23 protein-coding genes are annotated in these 16,501 nt (G+C 72.4%); 9 read left to right on the forward strand and 14 right to left on the reverse strand.

Translation table 11 applies throughout. The annotated features are described in order from the left end of the window. Positions 1-38: 38 nt before the first annotated feature. Positions 39-728, forward strand: coding sequence for a helix-turn-helix domain-containing protein (locus J2X63_RS13445; RefSeq protein ID WP_309978078.1), 690 nt, complete (start codon positions 39-41; stop codon positions 726-728). 8 nt (positions 729-736) lie between these two features. On the opposite strand, the gene J2X63_RS13450 is transcribed toward J2X63_RS13445, so the two are convergent. Continuing rightward, positions 737-1,435 (reverse strand): GTP pyrophosphokinase family protein, encoded by a 699-nt coding sequence (locus tag J2X63_RS13450; RefSeq protein WP_159606791.1) that lies wholly within the window; start codon positions 1,433-1,435, stop codon positions 737-739. A gap of 165 nt (positions 1,436-1,600) precedes the next feature. Between J2X63_RS13450 and J2X63_RS13455 the strand changes: the two genes are divergently transcribed. Then, the gene (locus tag J2X63_RS13455) at positions 1,601-2,467 is read left to right on the forward strand and encodes an MBL fold metallo-hydrolase (protein ID WP_309978080.1); all 867 of its coding nucleotides are present in this window, start codon (positions 1,601-1,603) and stop codon (positions 2,465-2,467) included. Between the two features lie 10 nt (positions 2,468-2,477). Here the strand turns inward: J2X63_RS13455 and J2X63_RS13460 are convergent, their stop codons facing one another. After that, on the reverse strand, positions 2,478-3,881 hold the full coding sequence (locus J2X63_RS13460; protein ID WP_309978081.1) for a PLP-dependent aminotransferase family protein: 1,404 nt from the start codon (positions 3,879-3,881) through the stop codon (positions 2,478-2,480). A gap of 45 nt (positions 3,882-3,926) precedes the next feature. On the opposite strand from J2X63_RS13460, the gene J2X63_RS13465 reads away from it, so the two are divergent. The 3 genes from J2X63_RS13465 to J2X63_RS13475 all read left to right on the forward strand — a co-directional run bounded on the left by J2X63_RS13465 (position 3,927) and on the right by J2X63_RS13475 (position 5,682). Next, positions 3,927-4,418, forward strand: a complete 492-nt coding sequence (locus J2X63_RS13465; RefSeq protein ID WP_309978084.1) for a carboxymuconolactone decarboxylase family protein — start codon at positions 3,927-3,929, stop codon at positions 4,416-4,418. Positions 4,419-4,533: 115 nt separating this feature from the next. Then, a complete protein-coding gene (locus J2X63_RS13470) occupies positions 4,534-5,157 on the forward strand; it encodes an NAD(P)H-dependent oxidoreductase (protein WP_309978085.1) in 624 nt (207 codons plus the stop codon). A 48-nt stretch (positions 5,158-5,205) separates the two neighbouring features. Further along, entirely contained in the window at positions 5,206-5,682 is a 477-nt protein-coding gene (locus tag J2X63_RS13475; protein WP_309978088.1) for a VOC family protein, read from the forward strand. On the opposite strand, the gene J2X63_RS13480 is transcribed toward J2X63_RS13475, so the two are convergent. Continuing rightward, positions 5,679-6,101, reverse strand: a complete 423-nt coding sequence (locus tag J2X63_RS13480; RefSeq protein WP_309978091.1) for a YchJ family metal-binding protein — start codon at positions 6,099-6,101, stop codon at positions 5,679-5,681. The two genes, J2X63_RS13475 and J2X63_RS13480, sit on opposite strands and share 4 nt — an antisense overlap. A 150-nt stretch (positions 6,102-6,251) precedes the next feature. Here J2X63_RS13480 and J2X63_RS13485 point away from each other — a divergent pair, with 150 nt between their 5' ends. Next, positions 6,252-7,100 (forward strand): hypothetical protein, encoded by an 849-nt coding sequence (locus J2X63_RS13485; protein WP_309978093.1) that lies wholly within the window; start codon positions 6,252-6,254, stop codon positions 7,098-7,100. A gap of 81 nt (positions 7,101-7,181) precedes the next feature. After that, positions 7,182-7,394 carry a DUF2188 domain-containing protein gene (locus J2X63_RS13490; protein ID WP_309978095.1) on the forward strand — a complete coding sequence of 71 codons (213 nt, stop codon included), beginning with the start codon at positions 7,182-7,184 and terminating at the stop codon, positions 7,392-7,394. Between the two features lie 38 nt (positions 7,395-7,432). Here J2X63_RS13490 and J2X63_RS13495 read toward each other — a convergent pair whose 3' ends face one another. The 10 genes from J2X63_RS13495 to idi are packed head-to-tail and all read right to left on the reverse strand — an operon-like array spanning position 7,433 to position 14,536. Continuing rightward, on the reverse strand, positions 7,433-8,122 hold the full coding sequence (locus J2X63_RS13495) for an NAD(P)H-hydrate epimerase (RefSeq protein WP_309978098.1): 690 nt from the start codon (positions 8,120-8,122) through the stop codon (positions 7,433-7,435). Between the two features lie 2 nt (positions 8,123-8,124). Then, complete coding sequence (locus J2X63_RS13500; protein ID WP_309978100.1) at positions 8,125-8,418, reverse strand: GNAT family N-acetyltransferase; 294 nt, start codon at positions 8,416-8,418, stop codon at positions 8,125-8,127. Between the two features lie 36 nt (positions 8,419-8,454). Continuing rightward, on the reverse strand, positions 8,455-8,823 hold the full coding sequence (locus tag J2X63_RS13505; RefSeq protein ID WP_309978102.1) for an RNA-binding S4 domain-containing protein: 369 nt from the start codon (positions 8,821-8,823) through the stop codon (positions 8,455-8,457). Positions 8,824-8,832: 9 nt separating this feature from the next. After that, the gene (locus J2X63_RS13510) at positions 8,833-9,738 is read right to left on the reverse strand and encodes a prenyltransferase (protein ID WP_309978104.1); all 906 of its coding nucleotides are present in this window, start codon (positions 9,736-9,738) and stop codon (positions 8,833-8,835) included. Next, the gene (locus J2X63_RS13515) at positions 9,728-10,060 is read right to left on the reverse strand and encodes a lycopene cyclase domain-containing protein (protein ID WP_309978106.1); all 333 of its coding nucleotides are present in this window, start codon (positions 10,058-10,060) and stop codon (positions 9,728-9,730) included. Before J2X63_RS13515 ends, J2X63_RS13510 begins: the two co-directional genes overlap by 11 nt. Next, positions 10,057-10,461, reverse strand: coding sequence for a lycopene cyclase domain-containing protein (locus J2X63_RS13520; RefSeq protein ID WP_309978108.1), 405 nt, complete (start codon positions 10,459-10,461; stop codon positions 10,057-10,059). Before J2X63_RS13520 ends, J2X63_RS13515 begins: the two co-directional genes overlap by 4 nt. Continuing rightward, on the reverse strand, positions 10,458-12,080 hold the full coding sequence (gene crtI, locus J2X63_RS13525; RefSeq protein ID WP_309978110.1) for a phytoene desaturase family protein: 1,623 nt from the start codon (positions 12,078-12,080) through the stop codon (positions 10,458-10,460). Before crtI ends, J2X63_RS13520 begins: the two co-directional genes overlap by 4 nt. Further along, positions 12,077-12,958 carry a squalene/phytoene synthase family protein gene (locus J2X63_RS13530; protein WP_309978112.1) on the reverse strand — a complete coding sequence of 294 codons (882 nt, stop codon included), beginning with the start codon at positions 12,956-12,958 and terminating at the stop codon, positions 12,077-12,079. Before J2X63_RS13530 ends, crtI begins: the two co-directional genes overlap by 4 nt. Next, positions 12,955-14,001 carry a polyprenyl synthetase family protein gene (locus J2X63_RS13535; protein WP_309978115.1) on the reverse strand — a complete coding sequence of 349 codons (1,047 nt, stop codon included), beginning with the start codon at positions 13,999-14,001 and terminating at the stop codon, positions 12,955-12,957. The genes J2X63_RS13530 and J2X63_RS13535 overlap by 4 nt, the downstream gene beginning before the upstream one ends. Continuing rightward, a complete protein-coding gene (gene idi / locus J2X63_RS13540; protein WP_203230799.1) occupies positions 13,994-14,536 on the reverse strand; it encodes an isopentenyl-diphosphate Delta-isomerase in 543 nt (180 codons plus the stop codon). Before idi ends, J2X63_RS13535 begins: the two co-directional genes overlap by 8 nt. A 62-nt stretch (positions 14,537-14,598) precedes the next feature. Between idi and J2X63_RS13545 the strand changes: the two genes are divergently transcribed. After that, on the forward strand, positions 14,599-15,141 hold the full coding sequence (locus J2X63_RS13545; RefSeq protein WP_309978118.1) for a MarR family transcriptional regulator: 543 nt from the start codon (positions 14,599-14,601) through the stop codon (positions 15,139-15,141). Between the two features lie 26 nt (positions 15,142-15,167). Then, entirely contained in the window at positions 15,168-15,617 is a 450-nt protein-coding gene (locus tag J2X63_RS13550; protein WP_309978120.1) for an NUDIX hydrolase, read from the forward strand. Positions 15,618-15,657: 40 nt separating this feature from the next. On the opposite strand, the gene J2X63_RS13555 is transcribed toward J2X63_RS13550, so the two are convergent. Then, positions 15,658-16,488 (reverse strand): DUF1295 domain-containing protein, encoded by an 831-nt coding sequence (locus J2X63_RS13555; protein WP_309978122.1) that lies wholly within the window; start codon positions 16,486-16,488, stop codon positions 15,658-15,660. Positions 16,489-16,501: the final 13 nt, after the last annotated feature.

The raw sequence follows: 16,501 nt of genomic DNA on the forward strand, positions 1-16,501 counted from the left end.
CGTCGCGCGGCGAAGTGTGCCGGTCGTATCGTGGTGGCATGCAGGGAGACGCCGACCTCGCCACGCCCGCCCGGCTCATGGGCGAGCCCGCGCGCGCGGCGATGCTCGTCGCGCTCCTCGACGGGCGGTCGCTGCCCGCGAGCGAGCTGGCCGCGATCGCGGGCGTACGACCGCCGACCGCGAGCGCGCACCTGGCGCAGCTCGTCGAGGGCGGTCTGGTGACCGATCGCCGGCTGGGCCGGCACCGCTACTTCGCGCTCGCGGGGCCTGACGTGGCCGACGCCGTCGAGGCGCTGCAGCGCATCGCCCCGCGTCAGGCGGTCACGTCCTACCGCCAGTCGGCGACCGCCGAGCGGCTCGCCGAGGCGCGCTCCTGCTACGACCACCTCGCCGGACGGGTCGCCCTCCAGCTCGCCGACGCCCTGGTCGCGGAGGGCGTGATCGAGCGGCTCGAGCCGGGCAGCGCCGGACGCCTCATCGCCGACGCCGCGGTGCCGGGCACGCTCGCCGCACGCCTAAGAGCGGCCGAGGTCGCGGCATCCGCCGGTCGTCGTCCGGCCGTGCGCGGATGCCTCGACTGGACCGAGCGGCGGCCGCACATCGCCGGGCGACTCGGGGCGCACCTCCTCGACGCCGTGCTCGCCGAGGGATGGCTCGCGCGCGTGCCGGGCAACCGGTCGTTGCGTGTCACCGACGCGGGCAGGGCGGCGTTCGCCGAGCTCGGCTGACCGGCCCGTCAGATGGCGACGCGCCCGCGCTCGTACGACGGCGCGCCATGCACCTCGCGGTGCAGTCGCTCCATGCGCGCGTCGAGCTCGGCCGCTGTGTGCGCGGCATCCGTGAGCCCGTCGAGCAGCTCCTGCGGCACCTGCCGGTCGTACTTGTAGTAGATCTTGTGCTCGAGGCTCGCCCAGAAGTCCATCGCGATGGTGCGGATCTGCACCTCGACGGCGACCGGGTGGGCGCCCGACGAGAGGAACACGGGCACCTCGACGATGAGGTGCAGGCTCTGGTAGCCGTTCTCCTTGGGCTCGGCGATGTAGTCCTTCACCTTGAGCACCCGGATGTCGCGCTGCGCCGTGAGCAGCTCGGCGAGCCGGTAGGCGTCGGTGACGAAGCTGCACGTCACCCGCACGCCCGCGATGTCGGTGATGGTCTCGCGGATCGAGTCGAACGTCGGCTCGATGCCCTTGCGCTGCATCTTCGCGATGACGCTGTCGAGGCTCTTCAGCCGGCTCGAGATGTGCTCGATGGGGTTGTAGTCGTGCGTCTGGCTGAATTCCTCGCGCAGGATCGAGAGCTTCGTGATGACCTCGTCCATGCCGAACTTGTAGCGCAGCATGAAGCGCTCGGTGTCGTCGCGCAGGGCGCGCATCTCGTCGAGCGTGCGACCGTCGATGGACTCCAGGGTGCGCTGGGCGCGAGCCGTGAGCATGTGCGGCGCGTCGTCGCGGGGAGTGTTCTGGATGCCGTCGAGCGGGGTCACCCGAGCCACGCTACGGGCGCAACCTCTGGATTCCCTCTGACCCGGCCATGCCCCGGCCATGCCCGGCCAAGCTCCGCTGGTGTCGCGTCGAGGGCGGATCGCTAGGCTCGGACGATGGGCACCTGGACCATCGTCGCCACCGGCGTGCACCAGCATCGCGGCGGCCCGTTCGATCTCTCCGTCGTCGTCATCGAGGGCGGCGACGGGCTCCTCGTCGTCGACACGGGGGCCGACCCCATCGAGGCCTCCGACCTGCTCGCCGAGATCGCGACGCGGTTCCCCGCGCCGGTGCGGTGGGTGGTGAACACGCACGCGCATTTCGACCACACGTTCGGCAACCAGGCCTTCGGCCCCGGTTCGGCGACGGATGCCGCGATCCACGGCCATGCGGGCATCGCGGCGCACTTCGAGCGCTACGAGGGCCCGCGCCTCGCCGCGTGGCGGGCTGATCACACCCGCGAGCCCGGACGGCGGTGGCACGACGTGCGCCTCGTCCCGCCGACGCAACCGGTCGAACGGATGACGCGCCTCGACCTCGGCGGCCGCATCGTCGAGCTGCGACCCCAGCCGCCGGCGCACACCGACACCGACCTGGTGCTGTTCGTCCCCGACGTGGGTACGTGGATCGTGGGCGACCTCGTCGAGGAGTCGGGTCCGCCGATGTACGGGTCGGGCAGCTACCCGCTCGACTGGCCCGGGGTGCTCGAAGGGCTCGTCGCCGGCATGCGGGCGGGAGACGTCGTGGTGCCCGGACACGGGCAGGTGGTCGATCGCGCCTTCGTGGCCCGGCAGGCCGCAGAGCTCGCCGAGGTCGCCCGCCGCTTCCGGGAGTCGCACGACGCGGGGCGGTCGACGGCGGAGGCGTTGGCGGCCCACGCCGAGTGGCCGGTGCCGGTCGACGGACTCGGCGGCGCGGTGGAGCGTGCCTACGCGGCCCTCGACGGCCTGCCGCTCGACGAGGGCAGCATCGAGGACGCCTGAGCGGCACCGGTCAGCCGGTGTCGACCGAGCGTATGGCCCTGATCGCGACGTCGATCGCCTCGTCGAAGCGATGCGACGGGGGAGCGCCGTAGCCGACCACCATGGCCGGCGGATGCCGCCACTCGCTGCCTGCGAGGCGGAAGGAGGCCAGCCCGTCGAAGCGGAGTCCCAGGCGTTCGGCTGCCTCGGTGACCTGCATCTCGCTCGTCGCGGGCGGCAGTTCGAGGAGGCAGTGCAGCCCGGCCGCGAGGCCCGTGATGCGGCATCCGGGCAGGTCATCCGCGACCCGGGCCTCGAGGGCGAGCCGTCGTGCCCGATACTCGGCGCGGAGCCGTCGGACGTTGCGGTCGTAGTCGTGCGCGGCGATGAACCGCTCGAGGGTCCGCTGGTTCAACACATCGGAGGTGGCGCCTGTGAGCCGCCGTTGCGCCGAGATCGGTGCGAGCAGCCGCTCGGGCACCACCGCCCACGCGAGGCCAACGGCGGGAGCGAGGCTCTTCGACGCGGTGCCCGCGTAGAGCACGTGGCGCGGCGCGAGCGCCTGGAGCGCGCCGACCGCACGTCGGTCGTAGCGGAACTCGCCGTCGTAGTCGTCCTCGATCACGAGCCCGCCGGTGCGCTCGGCCCACTCCACCACCGCGCGCCGCCGGGACGGGCTGAGCGGAACACCGACGGGGAACTGGTGCGCGGCGGTGAGGAGCACCGCGTCCACGTCGCCCAGTTCCTCGATCACGGCGCCGCCCGTGTCGACCCGCACCGGCACGGGTGCGAGCCCCGCCGCGCGGACGATCTCGCGGTGCGCCTCGTGGCCGACCTCCTCGACGGCGATGCGTCGCGCGCCCTCGGACGCGAGCGCGCGGCACGTCAGGCTCAGGAGCTCCCCGAATCCTCGGGTCACGATCGTGCGATCGGCGGTCGCGGCCACGCCGCGCACGCGGCCGAGGTACTCCGCGAGCGACGCACGCAGTGCCACGGTGCCGCGATCCGGCGCGTAGCCCAGCCCGGCCGCCGGCGCGTTCAGCACGGCGTACCTCGCAGCGGCGGCCCATGCGCGACGGGGGAACGACGAGGCGTCAGGGATGCCGCCTCGGAGGTCGAGGCCGGGGCGCGGCGCCGTCGCGGCATCCGTGGCCTGGGTCGTCGGCTCGGCGGCACGTCGGCTGACCCACGTGCCTGCGCCGACGCGGGCCTCGAGCCACCCCTCGGCGGTGAGCTGCGCGTAGACGTCGGCGATGCTGTTGCGCGCGATGCCGAGGTCGGCGGCGAGCGTGCGGGACGCGGGGAGCCTGGTGCCCGCGGCGAGACGGCCCTCGGTGATCGCCGATCGGAGCCCGTGCTCGAGCGCTGCCGCCCTCCCGCCCGCGCCGAGCTCGAGGTGCAGGTCGAGGCCCGGAATGGCCCATGTTCGGTCCATGGAATTGGACTGTAGCAGTGGGCCGTTCTTTCGTAGCGTTGAGCCATGACCTTCACGGATTCGCTCGTCGACATCCCCGTCCGCCTCGACTTCGACCAGCTCGTGCCCCGCTTCTCGCGGGCCGTCGCCTCGCTCGACCACGCCGCCACGGGTGAGCTCGACCGCGCCGGGGTGGATCCGGCGCTCCGCGAGCTCGTGCGACTGCGAGCATCGCAACTCAACGGCTGCGCCTACTGCGTCGACCAGCACGCGAACGACGGCCGCGCGGCGGGCGTCACCGACCAGAAGCTTCACGCCGTCGCGATCTGGCGCGACTCCGGCCTGTTCACCGCCGCCGAGCGGTCGGCCCTCGAACTGACCGAATCCGTCACGCGGCTCTCGGAGACGCATGTGCCCGACGCCGTCGTCGACCATGCTCGGGCCGTGCTCGGCGAGGAGCAGCTCGCCGCCCTGCTCTCGCTCATCGTCGCGATCAACGCCTGGAACATGATCGGGGTCACGACGCGCTGCTGGCCGGTGCACCGTACCGCCGGCTGAGCCGCCCCGCACCCCGCCCGAGCCGCACCCCAACCCGTGGCGGGATCGTGTCAAGCCGCTACCGCGCCCGCAGGTTCGCCGATAGGAACGGAAGGGACGACACGAAGGGCAGCACATGCGCATCACCGACCAGACCGTCCTCCTCCTCAACTGCACGCTGAAGCACGCCCCCGAGGAATCCAGTTGCCAGCTCATGGCCGAGCAGCTCCTCGGGGGCTTCGCGGGTCGGGGGGCCGACGGCGACATCGTGCGGGTCGTCGACCTCGATGTCGCTCCGGGCGTCGAGGCCGACATGGGCGAGGGCGACGCCTGGCCCGCGCTTCGCGCGCGCATCCTGGACGCCGACATCCTCGTCATCATCACGCCCACCTGGCTCGGCCACATGTCGAGCGTCGCCCAGCGGGTGCTCGAGCGGCTCGACGCCGAGCTCTCCGCGTTCGACGACGAGGGCCGGCCGATCCTGTTCGGCCACGTTGCGGCGACCGCGGTGCTCGGCAACGAGGACGGGGCCCACAAGATCACGGCCGACCTCCACCAGGCGCTGAACGACGTCGGGTTCACGGTGCCGGCGCAAGGGGGCACCTACTGGAACGGCGCCGCCATGGAGACGACCGACTATAAGGATCTGGGCGAGACGCCGCCCGCCGTGCTCCAGGCGAACGCCACGCTCGTGGCGAACGCGGTGCATCTCGCACGCGTGCTGACGGAGCATCCGTACCCGGTCGTCCCGAGCAGCTGATCACCGTCTCGGGTCGCGCGATCGGTGCCATCCTGCGAGGATGCGGCCATGACGGATGCTCCAGCACGCCCGGTCCTCCAACTCCGCGTCGTCGTCGAGGCGACCGACTACGACGCCGCGGTCGCGTTCTACCGCGACACCCTCGGCCTGCCCGAGTACCTCGCGTTCGCGGAGGGCGGCGACGAGCGCGTCGTCATCCTCGACGCCGGGCGTGCGACCCTCGAGATCGCGAACCCGGCGCACAAGCGCGCGATCGACCGCATCGAGGCGGGCGGCGCGGAGAGCCCGCACATCCGCCTCGCCTTCGAGGTCGAGGACGCGGCGGGGATGACCCGTCGTCTGGAGGGCGTCGGCGCGCGTGTCATCGCCGAACCGGTCGTCACGCCGTGGCAGTCACTGAACTCCCGGCTCGATGCGCCGGCCGGCGTGCAGGTCACGCTCTTCCAGGAACTCCTCGAGTCGGGCGAGCGCGCCGTGCTCGACGGCTTCGCCACCGACGAGGAGCGGGACGCGACGCCGAGCTAGTCGATCGCGTCGACGTAGCGCCACCGGCCCCGTTCGCGGAGGAAGCGGCTCGTCTCGTGCTGCACGCCGCGGTTGGTGCGGTCGGCGTGATTCCGCCAGTACGCGCGGAACTCGACGACGCCGTCACGGTCGAGCGGGCCACCGCGCTCCCGTCGCTCGATGTCGAGCCGATACCACCGCACGGCCGGGTCGAGCGCGAGCTCGGTGGGTCGCGTCGACGGATGCCACGTCTCGAGCAGGTAGTCGCGTGCCCCCACTGCGTAGCCCGTGTACCTCGACCGCATGAGCTGCTCGGCCGTCGGCGCGTGCGCACCCCCGGTGAGGAACCGGTCGCAGCACTCGCCGAACGGCGACCCGCTGAGGCACGGGCACCGGTCACTCGCCGACGGCTGCGGGAAGGCACTGGAGGGAGTCGGCATCCTCCCAGTATCCCGGGGGCGCGGCCGTCCGCAGTCATAACTTGCACAGGACAAACTGAGGATCTGTCCAGATTCGCCCGGCAGAGTGTCTGACTTGTGCCCCGGCTCGGAGGCGCACCCCGACCACCTGTCCGAGCCGCCCCTGAACCTATGCGAATCATCACTGCCATCACCCGTGCCCACTCCTCCACCCCCACGACCGACACCGCGAACCCCGGCTCCCGCCGTGGGCTGCGCCGCCGACGCCTCGGCCGCCGCCGCCTCATCGTGGCCGGCGCCGTCATCGCGACCGGTGTCCTCGTCGGCACCGGCTTCACCGTGCAGAACGCCGTCGCCACCCAGGCCCGCGTCGACGCCACCATGGCGCTGAACGCCACCAGCGGCCTGCGCCACGAGCAGCTCGGCGTGTATCGCGGCATCGCCGCGGCCAAGGCCCTCGACAACGCCGAGGACACCATCACCGCCGCGAACGCGACCCTCGCCGCGGCGAACGGCAAGGTCGACGCGTCGGGTCTCGCGGCATCCGTCGCCTCGCTCAGCGGCTACCGCAGCATCCCGGTCGACGAGGTCGTCGACCTCACCAAGGTGACGCGCGCGGAGGCGGAGAAGACGGCGGCCGCCGCCGCCGCCTTCGACCAGGCGCAGGCCGAGGCCGCCGCCGCCGCGGCCGCAGCGCTCGCTGCCGCGAACACCCCCGACGGTGCGCGCGCCTTCGCCGCCGACTTCGCAGCGTCCCAGTACGGCTGGGGCGCCGACCAGTTCCAGTGCCTCGACAAGCTCTGGCAGAAGGAGTCGGGCTGGTCGTACACCGCGTTCAACGCGGGTAGCGGCGCCACCGGCATCCCGCAGTCGCTGCCCGGCAGCAAGATGGCCAGCGCCGGCGCCGACTGGGAGACCAACGCGGCCACGCAGATCAAGTGGGGCCTCGGCTACATCAAGGGCTCGTACGGCAGCCCCTGCAGCGCCTGGTCGCACTCGCAGTCGATGAACTGGTACTGATCTCCCGGGTTCCCATTCCCCGCGCCCTGCGCTTGACTGGTGGGGCGGATGCCACCGCGCACCGCGGAACGGGGAATTCGCATGGACGACGGCGACGTGATCACGATGTCCAAGCGCGGCCAGTGGGTCAACCGCGTGGTGGGCGGCGAGGAGCTCTCCCAGAGCTTCCGCAGCCGCGATGAGGCGATCGACGCCGGGCGCTCGCTCGCGACGCAGCTCGGCAGCCGACATGTCGTGGTCGACAGCGAGGAGACCGGCGTGATCACCGACGAGGAGATCGACGACGGCACCTGAGCGCGGACGCGACGGCGCCCGCGCCGACGCCGACGCGACTACGACCGGTCGGTCGTGACGAGCGGGGTCATCGCCGCGAGCTCGGGCCCGAGCCCCAGGTCGACGAGCTCGATGCGTCCGGCCCGGCTGGCGCCCGGCTCGAGGAGCAGCCCCGCCTTCACCGCGCCGAAGGTGACCGTGACCTCGGCGCGCAGCACCGTCGGATCGGGCACCGACCCGTCATCGGGATGGATGCCGCTCGGCAGGTCGACCGCGACGACCGGGATGCCGCGCTCCTCGACGATCGGCATCGCAGCGGCCACCAGGTCGCGGGCGGTGCCCCGGAGGGCCGGCGCAGCGCTCGTCCCCGTGCCGAGCAGTCCGTCGACGATGAGCGCCGCGGAACGGAGCGCCCGGTCGACCGCGGCCGCGTCGTCGCGGCCCTGGAACCGCACGCCCGCGGTTCGAGCCGCCACGGCGCCGTCCGCGTGGATCCGCTCCGAAGCCGGGATCGCGGTCACCGCCATGCCGTCGCCCGCGAGCTCCGCACCGGCGAACAGTGCGTCGCCGCCGTTGTCGCCCGACCCGACGAGGAGCACCACCGGCCCGCCCGCGGCATCCGACCGTCCCGCCTCGCGACGGATCACTCCCGCCAGCGCCGCCGCGGCCCGCAGCATGAGCGGCTCACCCGCGGCGAGGTGCGGGGCCTCGGCAGCGCGCACCTGCTCGGCGGAGTACCCGTCGACCATGGTCAGGCCGTTCGGGGGTCGAGCATCGCGGCCCGGTCGGGATGCCGGTCGAACCACTCGCCGACGTACCAGCAGCTCGGCACGATGCGGCGATCGGAGGTCGCCTCGACGTCGTCGACGGCGAACTCGACGAGCTCGCCGGCCAGGCCGCTCCCGCGGTACCGCGGGTTCGTGAAGGTGCGCGTGAAGGCGACGGCGTCGCCGAGCACCCGGTAGTCGAGCACGCTGGCGATGTCGCCTCCGAGCCTCAGCACGTAGCGACGGGCATCCGGTTCGTGGGTGAGTTCCTTCTGCACCGTTTCAGGCTACGCCCGGGAGGTCGCCACGGCGGCTCACCGGCCGCGCAGCCGCTCGAGGTCGCGTCGCTCGCGCTTCGTCGGACGCCCGGCGCCGCGGTCGCGCACCGGCACGATCGCCACCGTCTCGCGCGGGGGAGGCGGCGGCGTGAGGTCCTCGACGGCCGTGGCGGCGACCGTCGCCGAGACGCGCTTCACGAGCGTCTGGCGCACGACCAGCCGTCGATCGAAGCCGTCGACCCGCACGCGCACCTCGTCGCCCGGGCGCACCGACTGGGCGGCCTTGGCGCGCTCGCCGTTCACGCGCACATGTCCGGCACGGCAGGCCGCCGTGGCCGCCGAGCGCGTCTTGAACTGGCGCACGGCCCACAGCCAGGCGTCGATGCGCACGGGTCCGTCGGGCATGCGTCCAGCCTACGACCGGATGAGCGCCCACCAGATGAGGAGCATCGTCACGAGGAACCCGACCCCGTAGTTCATGGCGATGAACCACCGCCAGCCGCGGTTCGCGAGTCCCGATTCCGCATCGCTCACCGACCGGTACGGCCATGCCGCGGCGAGGTATGGCAGCACGAGGAGCGCGGCCAGCGGCCCCGGCCACTCGGTCGCGAGCATCAGCAGTCCGGCCACAAGCCACAGCCCCAGCGCGATGCGCACGGTGGCGCGGGCGCCGAAGGCGGTCGCGATCGACGCGATGCCGGCCTCGCGGTCGGGCACGACGTCCTGCACCGCGCCGAACGCGTGGCTGGCCATGCCCCAGCAGAAGAACGCGGCGAGCAGCGCGACCAGCTGCGGAGTCGCCACCGCTCCGGCCACCGCGAGCCCGTAGACGGCGGGGCTCACGAAGTGGGTGCTCGACGTGATCGAGTCGAGCACCGGACGTTCCTTGAACCGCAGCCCCGGCACCGAGTAGGCGAGCACGGCGAACAGGCTCACCGCGAGCACCGCCCACGACCACGGATGCCCCGTGCCGCCGAGCCAGACCATCGCCACCAGCAACGGGGTCGCCGTGATGACGCCCGCCCACACCACCAGCCGGTGCAGGCGCGGTTCGAGGAGCGCCCCCTCGCTCCCGCCCTTGCGCGGATTCCGCAGGTCCGACTCGTAGTCGAAGACATCGTTGACGCCGTACATCACCAGGTTGTACGGGATGAGGAAGAACAGGGTGCCGACGACGAAGAGGGCATCGACCGTGCCGGCCGTCAGCAGGTAGGCGGCGGCGAACGGGAAGGCCGTGTTGATCCAGCTGATCGGCCGCGACGAGAGCAGCACCTGGGCGACGGTGTGGAGGATTCCCGGCTGCACCGTCTCAGTCTTCATCATGCGCCGCCTTCGCGCCCCGCCGCCGCGCGAGCGTCCACACGGCGGGCACGAGGAGCACCGTGGCGATCGGGTAGGCGAAGTCCTCGATCGGCGCGAGCCCGACGACGGGTCCCAGGCGCGTGCCGTCGGCGTAGCCGAAGAGTCCCGCGGCGATCATGACCGAATCGAAGACCGCGGTGAGCGCGAGCAGCACGGCCGCCGCGATCCCGGTCGACGCCCACCGTCGGCGTCGCTCGCCGGGCGGCAGCGTGCGCGTCGCGACGAGAGCCACGACGAGGGCGACGGCGAGGAACGGCAGGCAGATGAGCGCGTAGGTCACGGATGCCCCCCGCCGGGCGTGCTCGCGGCATCGCCCGTCGGCGGTGCCGCCGTGGCCGACCCGCCCGAACGCGCGCGCCGGCGTCCGCCGTGGCGCAGCATCCGTTCGACGCCGAGCACGCACACCAAGGAGAGGTAGCAGAGGAAGAGCAGGAACACGGGCTCCTCGATCGGCAGCTCGGGCGCCAGCACGGCGCCGGTCGCCCATGGCGAGTCGCCGCGGAAGAACACCCCGAAGCCGATGCCGGTCAGGTCCCAGATGAGCAGCAGCACGGTGCCCGTACCCACCGCGAGCGCCGACGCGCCGGGTGAACGCCAGAAGGCGAGGCGCCACCGTGCATCGACGAGCGCCATGGCGGCGAGCGAGAGCAGCAGGCCCGCGAGGTAGGCGAACGGCGTCATTGCGGGTGTCGCTCCAACGGCGCCTCGGCCGTCGCCGGGGCTGGCGCGTCCACCGCGTGTTCGGGAAGCGGGCCGCTGGTCCGGTCTCCGCGCACCCGCTTCAGCACGTTCTCCGCACTGATGAGGCACATCGGCAGGCCGACGCCCGGCACGCTCGAACCGCCCGCGTAGAGCAGTCCCCGCACCCGGCGCGACCGGTTGGTGCCTCGCAGGAAGGCGCTCTGCCGCAGCGTGTGCGCCGGGCCGAGGGCGCCGCCGCTCCAGGAGTGGAGGTCGTCGGCGAAGTCGGCGGGACCGACGGTGCGGCGCACGACGATGCGTCGTTCGAGGTCGGGGGCGCCGGCCGCGACGGCCATGCGTGCGACCGCACGGTCGACGGCCTGCTCGACGAGCCGGTCGCCCGTGCCGTCCTCGCCGCCGCGGCCGATCGACACGTCGGCGGGCACGGGGATGAGCACGAACAGATTGGAGTCGCCCGGCGGGGCGACCGTCGGGTCGGTCTCGCTGGGCTTGCACACGTAGAACGACGCGGGGTCGGGGATACGGGGATCGTCGCCGAAGATCTGGTCGAAGTTCTCCTCCCAGTCCTCGGTGAAGAAGAGCGTGTGGTGCAGGAGCCCGGGCAGGGCGCCCCGCACGCCGAGCATCGCGAGCACCGCGCCGGGGCCCGAGGTGCGCCGGTCCCACCAGGTCTCCGGGTAGGTCTGCGCCCGGCGCGGCAGCAGCTCGGTCTCGGTGTGGTGCAGGTCGGCGGCGGAGACGACGCGGTGCGCCGGTACGCGCCGGGAGTGGCCCGCGGCATCCGTCACGCGAACGCCGGTCACCGACGGCGTGGAGTCGTCGGTGAGCTCGATGGCCTGCACCTCGGCGCCGGTCACGATCTCGACCCCGGCCGCCTCGGCGATCGCGGCGATGCGCGCGATCACGGTGCCGAACCCGCCCTGCGGGTACAGCACCCCCTGCTCGAGGTCCATGTGGCTCATGAGGTGGTACATCGCGGGCGCCGAGGACGGCGAGGCGCCGAGGAAGACCGCCGGATAGCCGAGCACCTGCTGCAGGCGCCGGTCGTGCACCGAACGGGCCGCGAAGCGGTCGAGCGGCGTCGCGAGGAGCCGGCCCAGGCGAATCGCGCCCCCGAGCACCTCGGGTGCAGCGAAGGCCCGGATGTCGTCGAAGTTCGTGTAGAGGAAGCGGCGGCGCGCGATGTCGTACGTCGACGCCGCGGAGTCGAGGTATCGCTCGAGCGCGGCCCCCGCGCCCGGCTCGACCGACTCGAAGAGCGCCACGTTCTCGGCGCGGGAGGCGCGCAGGTCGAGGGGGGCGTCGTAGCCGTCGCCGTAGACCCGGTAGCCGGGGTCGAGCGGCGTGAGGTCGAGCTGCTCGGCGGCGCTCGTGCCGAAGAGCCGGAAGAAGTGGTCGAAGACCTCGGGCATGAGGTACCACGACGGACCGGTGTCGAATCGGAAGCCGCGCCGCTCCCAGGTGCCGGCACGCCCGCCCAGTTCTCCGCGCGCCTCGAGGAGGGTGACACGGTGTCCGTCCCGGGCGAGCAGCGCGGCGGAGGCCAGCCCGGCGATGCCGCCGCCGATCACGACGATGCGCTCCGACGAGGCGGTCATCGCCCGATCCCGCCCGCCGTGAGTGCCGACCGCAGCGCGATGGCGAGCTTCTCGCCGTCGGGAACCCGGATGCGGGTGGCGATGAGCCGCTCCGCGGGAGTTCGCCGGCAGCGTGCCGTGAGGTGCGAGAAGAGTCCGTGCGCGGCCGCGACCGCGGCCCTGGCCCGTCGGGGGAGGCGGCGGATCGTGCGTCCCGCGATGTCGAGGTCGTCGTCGATGTCGTCGAGGATCCTCGCCTTGTCGGCCTCCGTGAAGGCGTCGGGGTCGAGCCACGGGAAGTAGTTGCGGCCGAGCTCATGCCAGTCGACCGCCAGGTCGCGAAGGAAGTTGATCTTCTGGAAGGCGGCGCCGAGGTGCACCGCACCCTCCTCCAGGACCGCCCGCTCCGCCGCGTCCACCGGGTCCTCGACGAGGAACACCGCGAGGCACATGAGTCCCACCACCTCTGCCGACCCGTGGATGTAGGGCGCGATCTCGTCGGCCGTGAACGGCGCTGGGTCGAGGTCGCGGCGCATCGAGGCGAAGAAGGGGCGCGTGAGGCGTTCGTCGATCCCGGCTTCGCGTGCGGTCTTCGCGAACGCGTGCACGACGAGGTTCGCCGAGTAGCCTCGCCGCACCGCGATCTCGGTCTCCGCCTCGAGGTCGTCGAGCACGGTCAGCAGCTCGGCGTCCGAGAGGCCGGCCTCGCGAGCCGTGCCGTCGACCACCTCGTCGGCGACCCGCACGAGCGCATAGATCGAGCGGATGCGTCGCCGCGAGCTCTCGTCGAGCAGCCGCGCCGCCGCGCCGAACGAGGTCGAGTACCGGCTGATCACCACGGCGGCGCTCGCCTCGGCGGCGTCGTCGTAGCGGCCGAGCAGGGTCGGGTCGTCGGTCATCGCGCACGCTCCGCGGCTCGTCCGGCGAGCTCGCCCAGTTCGGTGCGGAGCGGCTCGGGCAGCTCGGCCGTGTCGAGCTCGAACCGGGCGAGGGTCACGTACTCGTCGGCGAGCCGGCGTGCGGCATCGAGTGCGCCGCAGCCGAGCAGCGCCTCACGGAGCAGGTCGGCGCCGGAATCGTCGAGCTCGGGGTCGCCCAGCCGCCCCGAGATCGACGGCCAGGCATCGGTGGTCGCCGCGTGCGCGGTGAGGGCGGTCTGCTTGCCCTCGCGCAGGTCGGACGTCGTGGACTTGCCGGTCGTGGCCGGATCGCCGAACACGCCGAGGATGTCATCGGTGATCTGGAACGCGACGCCCACGAAGCGACCGTACCGGGCGAGCGCGCCGACCGCAGCCTCGTCCGCTCCGGCGAGCACCGCCCCGGCGGTGAGCGGGCACTCGAACGAGTACACGGCGGTCTTCTGCTCGAGCGTCGCCAGCACGCGGGCGACCTCCGGCGGCTCGACGGAACCCGCGTGCACGACATCGGCGAGCTCGCCGGCCGCGGAGACGAAGACGGCACGGTCGAGGATGTCGAGCAGCCGGCCACGGCGCTCGGGCTCGATCGAGAGCATCGCGATCTCGCGGTGGGCGAGGCTCAGCGCGAGATCGCCGGCGAGCACGGCGGCCGTCTCGCCGAGCACCTCGCTCGCGCGGTCTCCCGCGCCGCGCGCCAGGGCACGGCCGGCGAACCGGGATGCGACGTTCGGCGCGCCACGGCGCACGGTGTCCCGGTCGATCACGTCGTCGTGGATGAGGAACGCGGTGTGCAGCACCTCGAACGCCACGCCCACGCGAGTGGCGAGCGCGCGGTCGGCTCCGCCGAGTCCCACGTAGGCCGCATTCACGAGATGGGGCCGGATCCGCTTGCCGCCGGCGCTCTGCAGTTCGAGGGATTCCCAGAGGGCCGCGTAGTCCGCGCCGAACTCGTCGGCGCGGGCACGGGCATCGGCGAAGACCGCGCGCAACTCGTCGTCGATCGCCGAGTGCACGACGTCAGTCACGGAAGAGCTCCAGTTCTCGTGCCTGCAGCACTAGCCACGGGCTGAACGCCCAGGGCGCGGCCTCGACGGCGCGGCCGAGCTCCTGCGGCGACACCCAGGCGTACTCGGCGATCTCACGGGGGTTCGGGTCGGGCTGGTCGTCGGTGAATGCGACGTAGACCGGGCACACCTCGTTCTCGACCGTGCCGTTGGCGTCGATCGCGCGGTACCGGAAGAGCGGGAGCGCCAGCTCCAGCTCGGTGAGCTCGATGCCGAGCTCGAACTCCGCACGCCGCCGCACGGCGGCGGTGAGCGATTCGGCCGGCTTCGGATGACCGCAGAAGGAGTTGGACCAGACGCCGGGCCACGCCTGCTTGCTGAGTGCGCGGCGCGTCACCAGCACCTCGCCGAGCGCGTTCAGCACGTGACACGAGAAGGCGAGGTGCAGCGCCGTGTCAGGCCCGTGCGCAGCGCTCTTGGGGGCACGGCCGATGGGCGCGCCCGACTCGTCGAGGAGGACGACCTCGTCCTCGATCGCTTCGATCGTCTGCGACATGGCTTCCTCCAGATCCGCCGAATTTGCTAACCAAGTTAGTGATCCGAAGATATCATCGCGCTATGGCGTTGGGAACAACCGAAAGTTCGAGTGATGAGGGGTACTGGTACGACCGCTCGGACCCGTCGGCACTCGAGGTGCTCGAGGCCATCCGCCGACATCGCGACGCTGAGGCGGCCATGCGGCGGCGCACCCGCGAGGACATGGACATGGGGGACACCGACCTGGCCGCCCTGCGCTGGATCATCCGCCAGGAGCGGTCGGGCCGGCTCGCCACCAGCGCGGCCCTGGCTCGAGAGCTCGGCATCACGAGCGCCGCGACCGTGAAGCTCGTCGGCCGGCTCGTCTCCGGCGGCTACGTCGAACGCCAGGAGCATCCCACCGACCGGCGGTCGTTGCTCCTCGGCACCCTGCCCGGTGCGCACGAACGGCTTCGGCGTGCGCTCGGTCCGATGCACGAGCGGATGCTGCGCCTCGCGTCGTCCCTCACCGCGGCGGAACGGCTGGTGGTCGTCGGCTTCCTCGACCGCCTGTCGGAGATCGTCGAGGACGCCCCGGACCTCGGCGGGTCGCCGCCCTCGCCGTCGTCACCTCCCGCAACCTGACCGCCGGCGTGCGCCATGCTTGAGAGATGAGCGGTGCGAGCGGCGATGCGTGGGTCGAGGGTCCCGACGGCGATCGGTACTGGGGGCGCTTCGGTGCCGCCGGCCTCCTCGTGGTGAGCCCCGACTTCGAGGTGCTGCTGCAGCACCGTGCCGAGTGGAGTCACTTCGGCGGCACGTGGGGCGTGCCCGGCGGGGCACGGCACGAAGGCGAGACGGCGGTCGCCGCAGCCGTTCGCGAGGCGGGGGAGGAGGCGGGAGTGCCGGCCGATTCGCTCGACGTGCGGTTCACGACCGTGCTCGACCTCGGGTACTGGTCGTACACGACGGTGGTCGCCGACGCGTCGTCGCGCTTCACGCCCGTCGTCAGCGACCCGGAGAGCATCGCCCTTCGGTGGGTGCCGGTCGCCGACGTCGACGCCCTTCCGCTGCATCCGCGATTCGCCGAGTCCTGGCCCGGCCTGCGAAGTCGGCTTTGAAGGGGCCGCAGCACGAGCCGCCGCAGCACCGGCCGCCGCGTCAGGCGGTGCGCTCCTCACGAGCCGCCGCACGCGAGCGGGGGAACCAGGGCACGATCGGCGAGGTGCGCGCACGGTACTCGTCGTAGTCGGGGTACTTCACCCGCGAGATGGATTCGGTGAACACGGTCGAGCCGATGAAGAGGAGCGTGAGCAGCACCGCCCCGGCGATCGTCCAGTGCAGCCACACCGCGGTGGCGGCGACGGCGAAGCCGTAGAACACCCACCACTGGGCCTGCTCGAAGAAGAAGTTGGGATGCCGCGACACCCGGAACAGTCCGGTCGTGAGGAAGCCCGGACGCGGCGTGCGCCCTGCGGCGCGCTCGGCCGCCTTCCACCGGTGGAAGACCCACTGCTGCTGGTCGGCGACGCTCTCGCCGACGAGGAACGCGACGAACACCGCCGTCAGCACCAGGTCCCAGATCCCGAGCGGCGAGCCGCCCGCCTCGAACACCGTGAACGCCGGGAGGCAGAACAGCAGGATCAGCGCGTTCTGGTAGATCGAGATGAAGAACAGGTTGAACAGCTGGTAGGCCGTCGGCGACATCCGCTCGCGCAGGACCGCCCAACGGTAGTCCTCGCCGCCGGCGCGGTAGCCGCCCTTCCGGGCGAAGTTGTAGGTGAGCCGGATGCCCCATGCGGTGACCAGGGCGGCCATCAGCACGAGCCGCGCGTCGAATCCGCTCGCCACCGCGAACACCCAGACGTAGACGACCGGCACGACGGACCAGATGCGGTCCACCCACGAGTACTCGCGGGTCAGCAGTGACGCGACCCAGGTTGCGGCGATGACGATCGCGCAGATCACGAGACACACGAGGAGGGGACCCATGGCCGCATTCTAG

Origin of the sequence: Agromyces sp. 3263 (assembly GCF_031456545.1) — a bacterium.
Taxonomy (GTDB): Bacteria; Actinomycetota; Actinomycetes; order Actinomycetales; family Microbacteriaceae; genus Agromyces.

Excerpts from the sequence above, each read along its gene's own strand:
- J2X63_RS13520 (WP_309978108.1), bottom strand. The coding sequence starts at position 10,461 with ATGACGCCGTTCGCCTACCTCGCGGGCCTGCTGCTCTCGCTCGCCGCC.
- crtI (WP_309978110.1), bottom strand. The coding sequence starts at position 12,080 with ATGACCGCCTCGTCGGAGCGCATCGTCGTGATCGGCGGCGGCATCGCC.
- J2X63_RS13480 (WP_309978091.1), bottom strand. The coding sequence starts at position 6,101 with ATGCCGACTCCCTCCAGTGCCTTCCCGCAGCCGTCGGCGAGTGACCGG.
- J2X63_RS13495 (WP_309978098.1), bottom strand. The coding sequence starts at position 8,122 with ATGGTCGACGGGTACTCCGCCGAGCAGGTGCGCGCTGCCGAGGCCCCG.
- J2X63_RS13505 (WP_309978102.1), bottom strand. The coding sequence starts at position 8,823 with ATGCCCGACGGACCCGTGCGCATCGACGCCTGGCTGTGGGCCGTGCGC.
- J2X63_RS13490 (WP_309978095.1), top strand. The coding sequence starts at position 7,182 with ATGGACGACGGCGACGTGATCACGATGTCCAAGCGCGGCCAGTGGGTC.
- J2X63_RS13465 (WP_309978084.1), top strand. The coding sequence starts at position 3,927 with ATGACCTTCACGGATTCGCTCGTCGACATCCCCGTCCGCCTCGACTTC.
- J2X63_RS13555 (WP_309978122.1), bottom strand. The coding sequence starts at position 16,488 with ATGGGTCCCCTCCTCGTGTGTCTCGTGATCTGCGCGATCGTCATCGCC.
- J2X63_RS13450 (WP_159606791.1), bottom strand. The coding sequence starts at position 1,435 with ATGCTCACGGCTCGCGCCCAGCGCACCCTGGAGTCCATCGACGGTCGC.
- idi (WP_203230799.1), bottom strand. The coding sequence starts at position 14,536 with ATGTCGCAGACGATCGAAGCGATCGAGGACGAGGTCGTCCTCCTCGAC.
- J2X63_RS13530 (WP_309978112.1), bottom strand. The coding sequence starts at position 12,958 with ATGACCGACGACCCGACCCTGCTCGGCCGCTACGACGACGCCGCCGAG.
- J2X63_RS13460 (WP_309978081.1), bottom strand. The coding sequence starts at position 3,881 with ATGGACCGAACATGGGCCATTCCGGGCCTCGACCTGCACCTCGAGCTC.
- J2X63_RS13550 (WP_309978120.1), top strand. The coding sequence starts at position 15,168 with ATGAGCGGTGCGAGCGGCGATGCGTGGGTCGAGGGTCCCGACGGCGAT.
- J2X63_RS13455 (WP_309978080.1), top strand. The coding sequence starts at position 1,601 with ATGGGCACCTGGACCATCGTCGCCACCGGCGTGCACCAGCATCGCGGC.
- J2X63_RS13475 (WP_309978088.1), top strand. The coding sequence starts at position 5,206 with ATGACGGATGCTCCAGCACGCCCGGTCCTCCAACTCCGCGTCGTCGTC.
- J2X63_RS13445 (WP_309978078.1), top strand. The coding sequence starts at position 39 with ATGCAGGGAGACGCCGACCTCGCCACGCCCGCCCGGCTCATGGGCGAG.
- J2X63_RS13470 (WP_309978085.1), top strand. The coding sequence starts at position 4,534 with ATGCGCATCACCGACCAGACCGTCCTCCTCCTCAACTGCACGCTGAAG.
- J2X63_RS13510 (WP_309978104.1), bottom strand. The coding sequence starts at position 9,738 with ATGAAGACTGAGACGGTGCAGCCGGGAATCCTCCACACCGTCGCCCAG.
- J2X63_RS13545 (WP_309978118.1), top strand. The coding sequence starts at position 14,599 with ATGGCGTTGGGAACAACCGAAAGTTCGAGTGATGAGGGGTACTGGTAC.
- J2X63_RS13485 (WP_309978093.1), top strand. The coding sequence starts at position 6,252 with ATGCGAATCATCACTGCCATCACCCGTGCCCACTCCTCCACCCCCACG.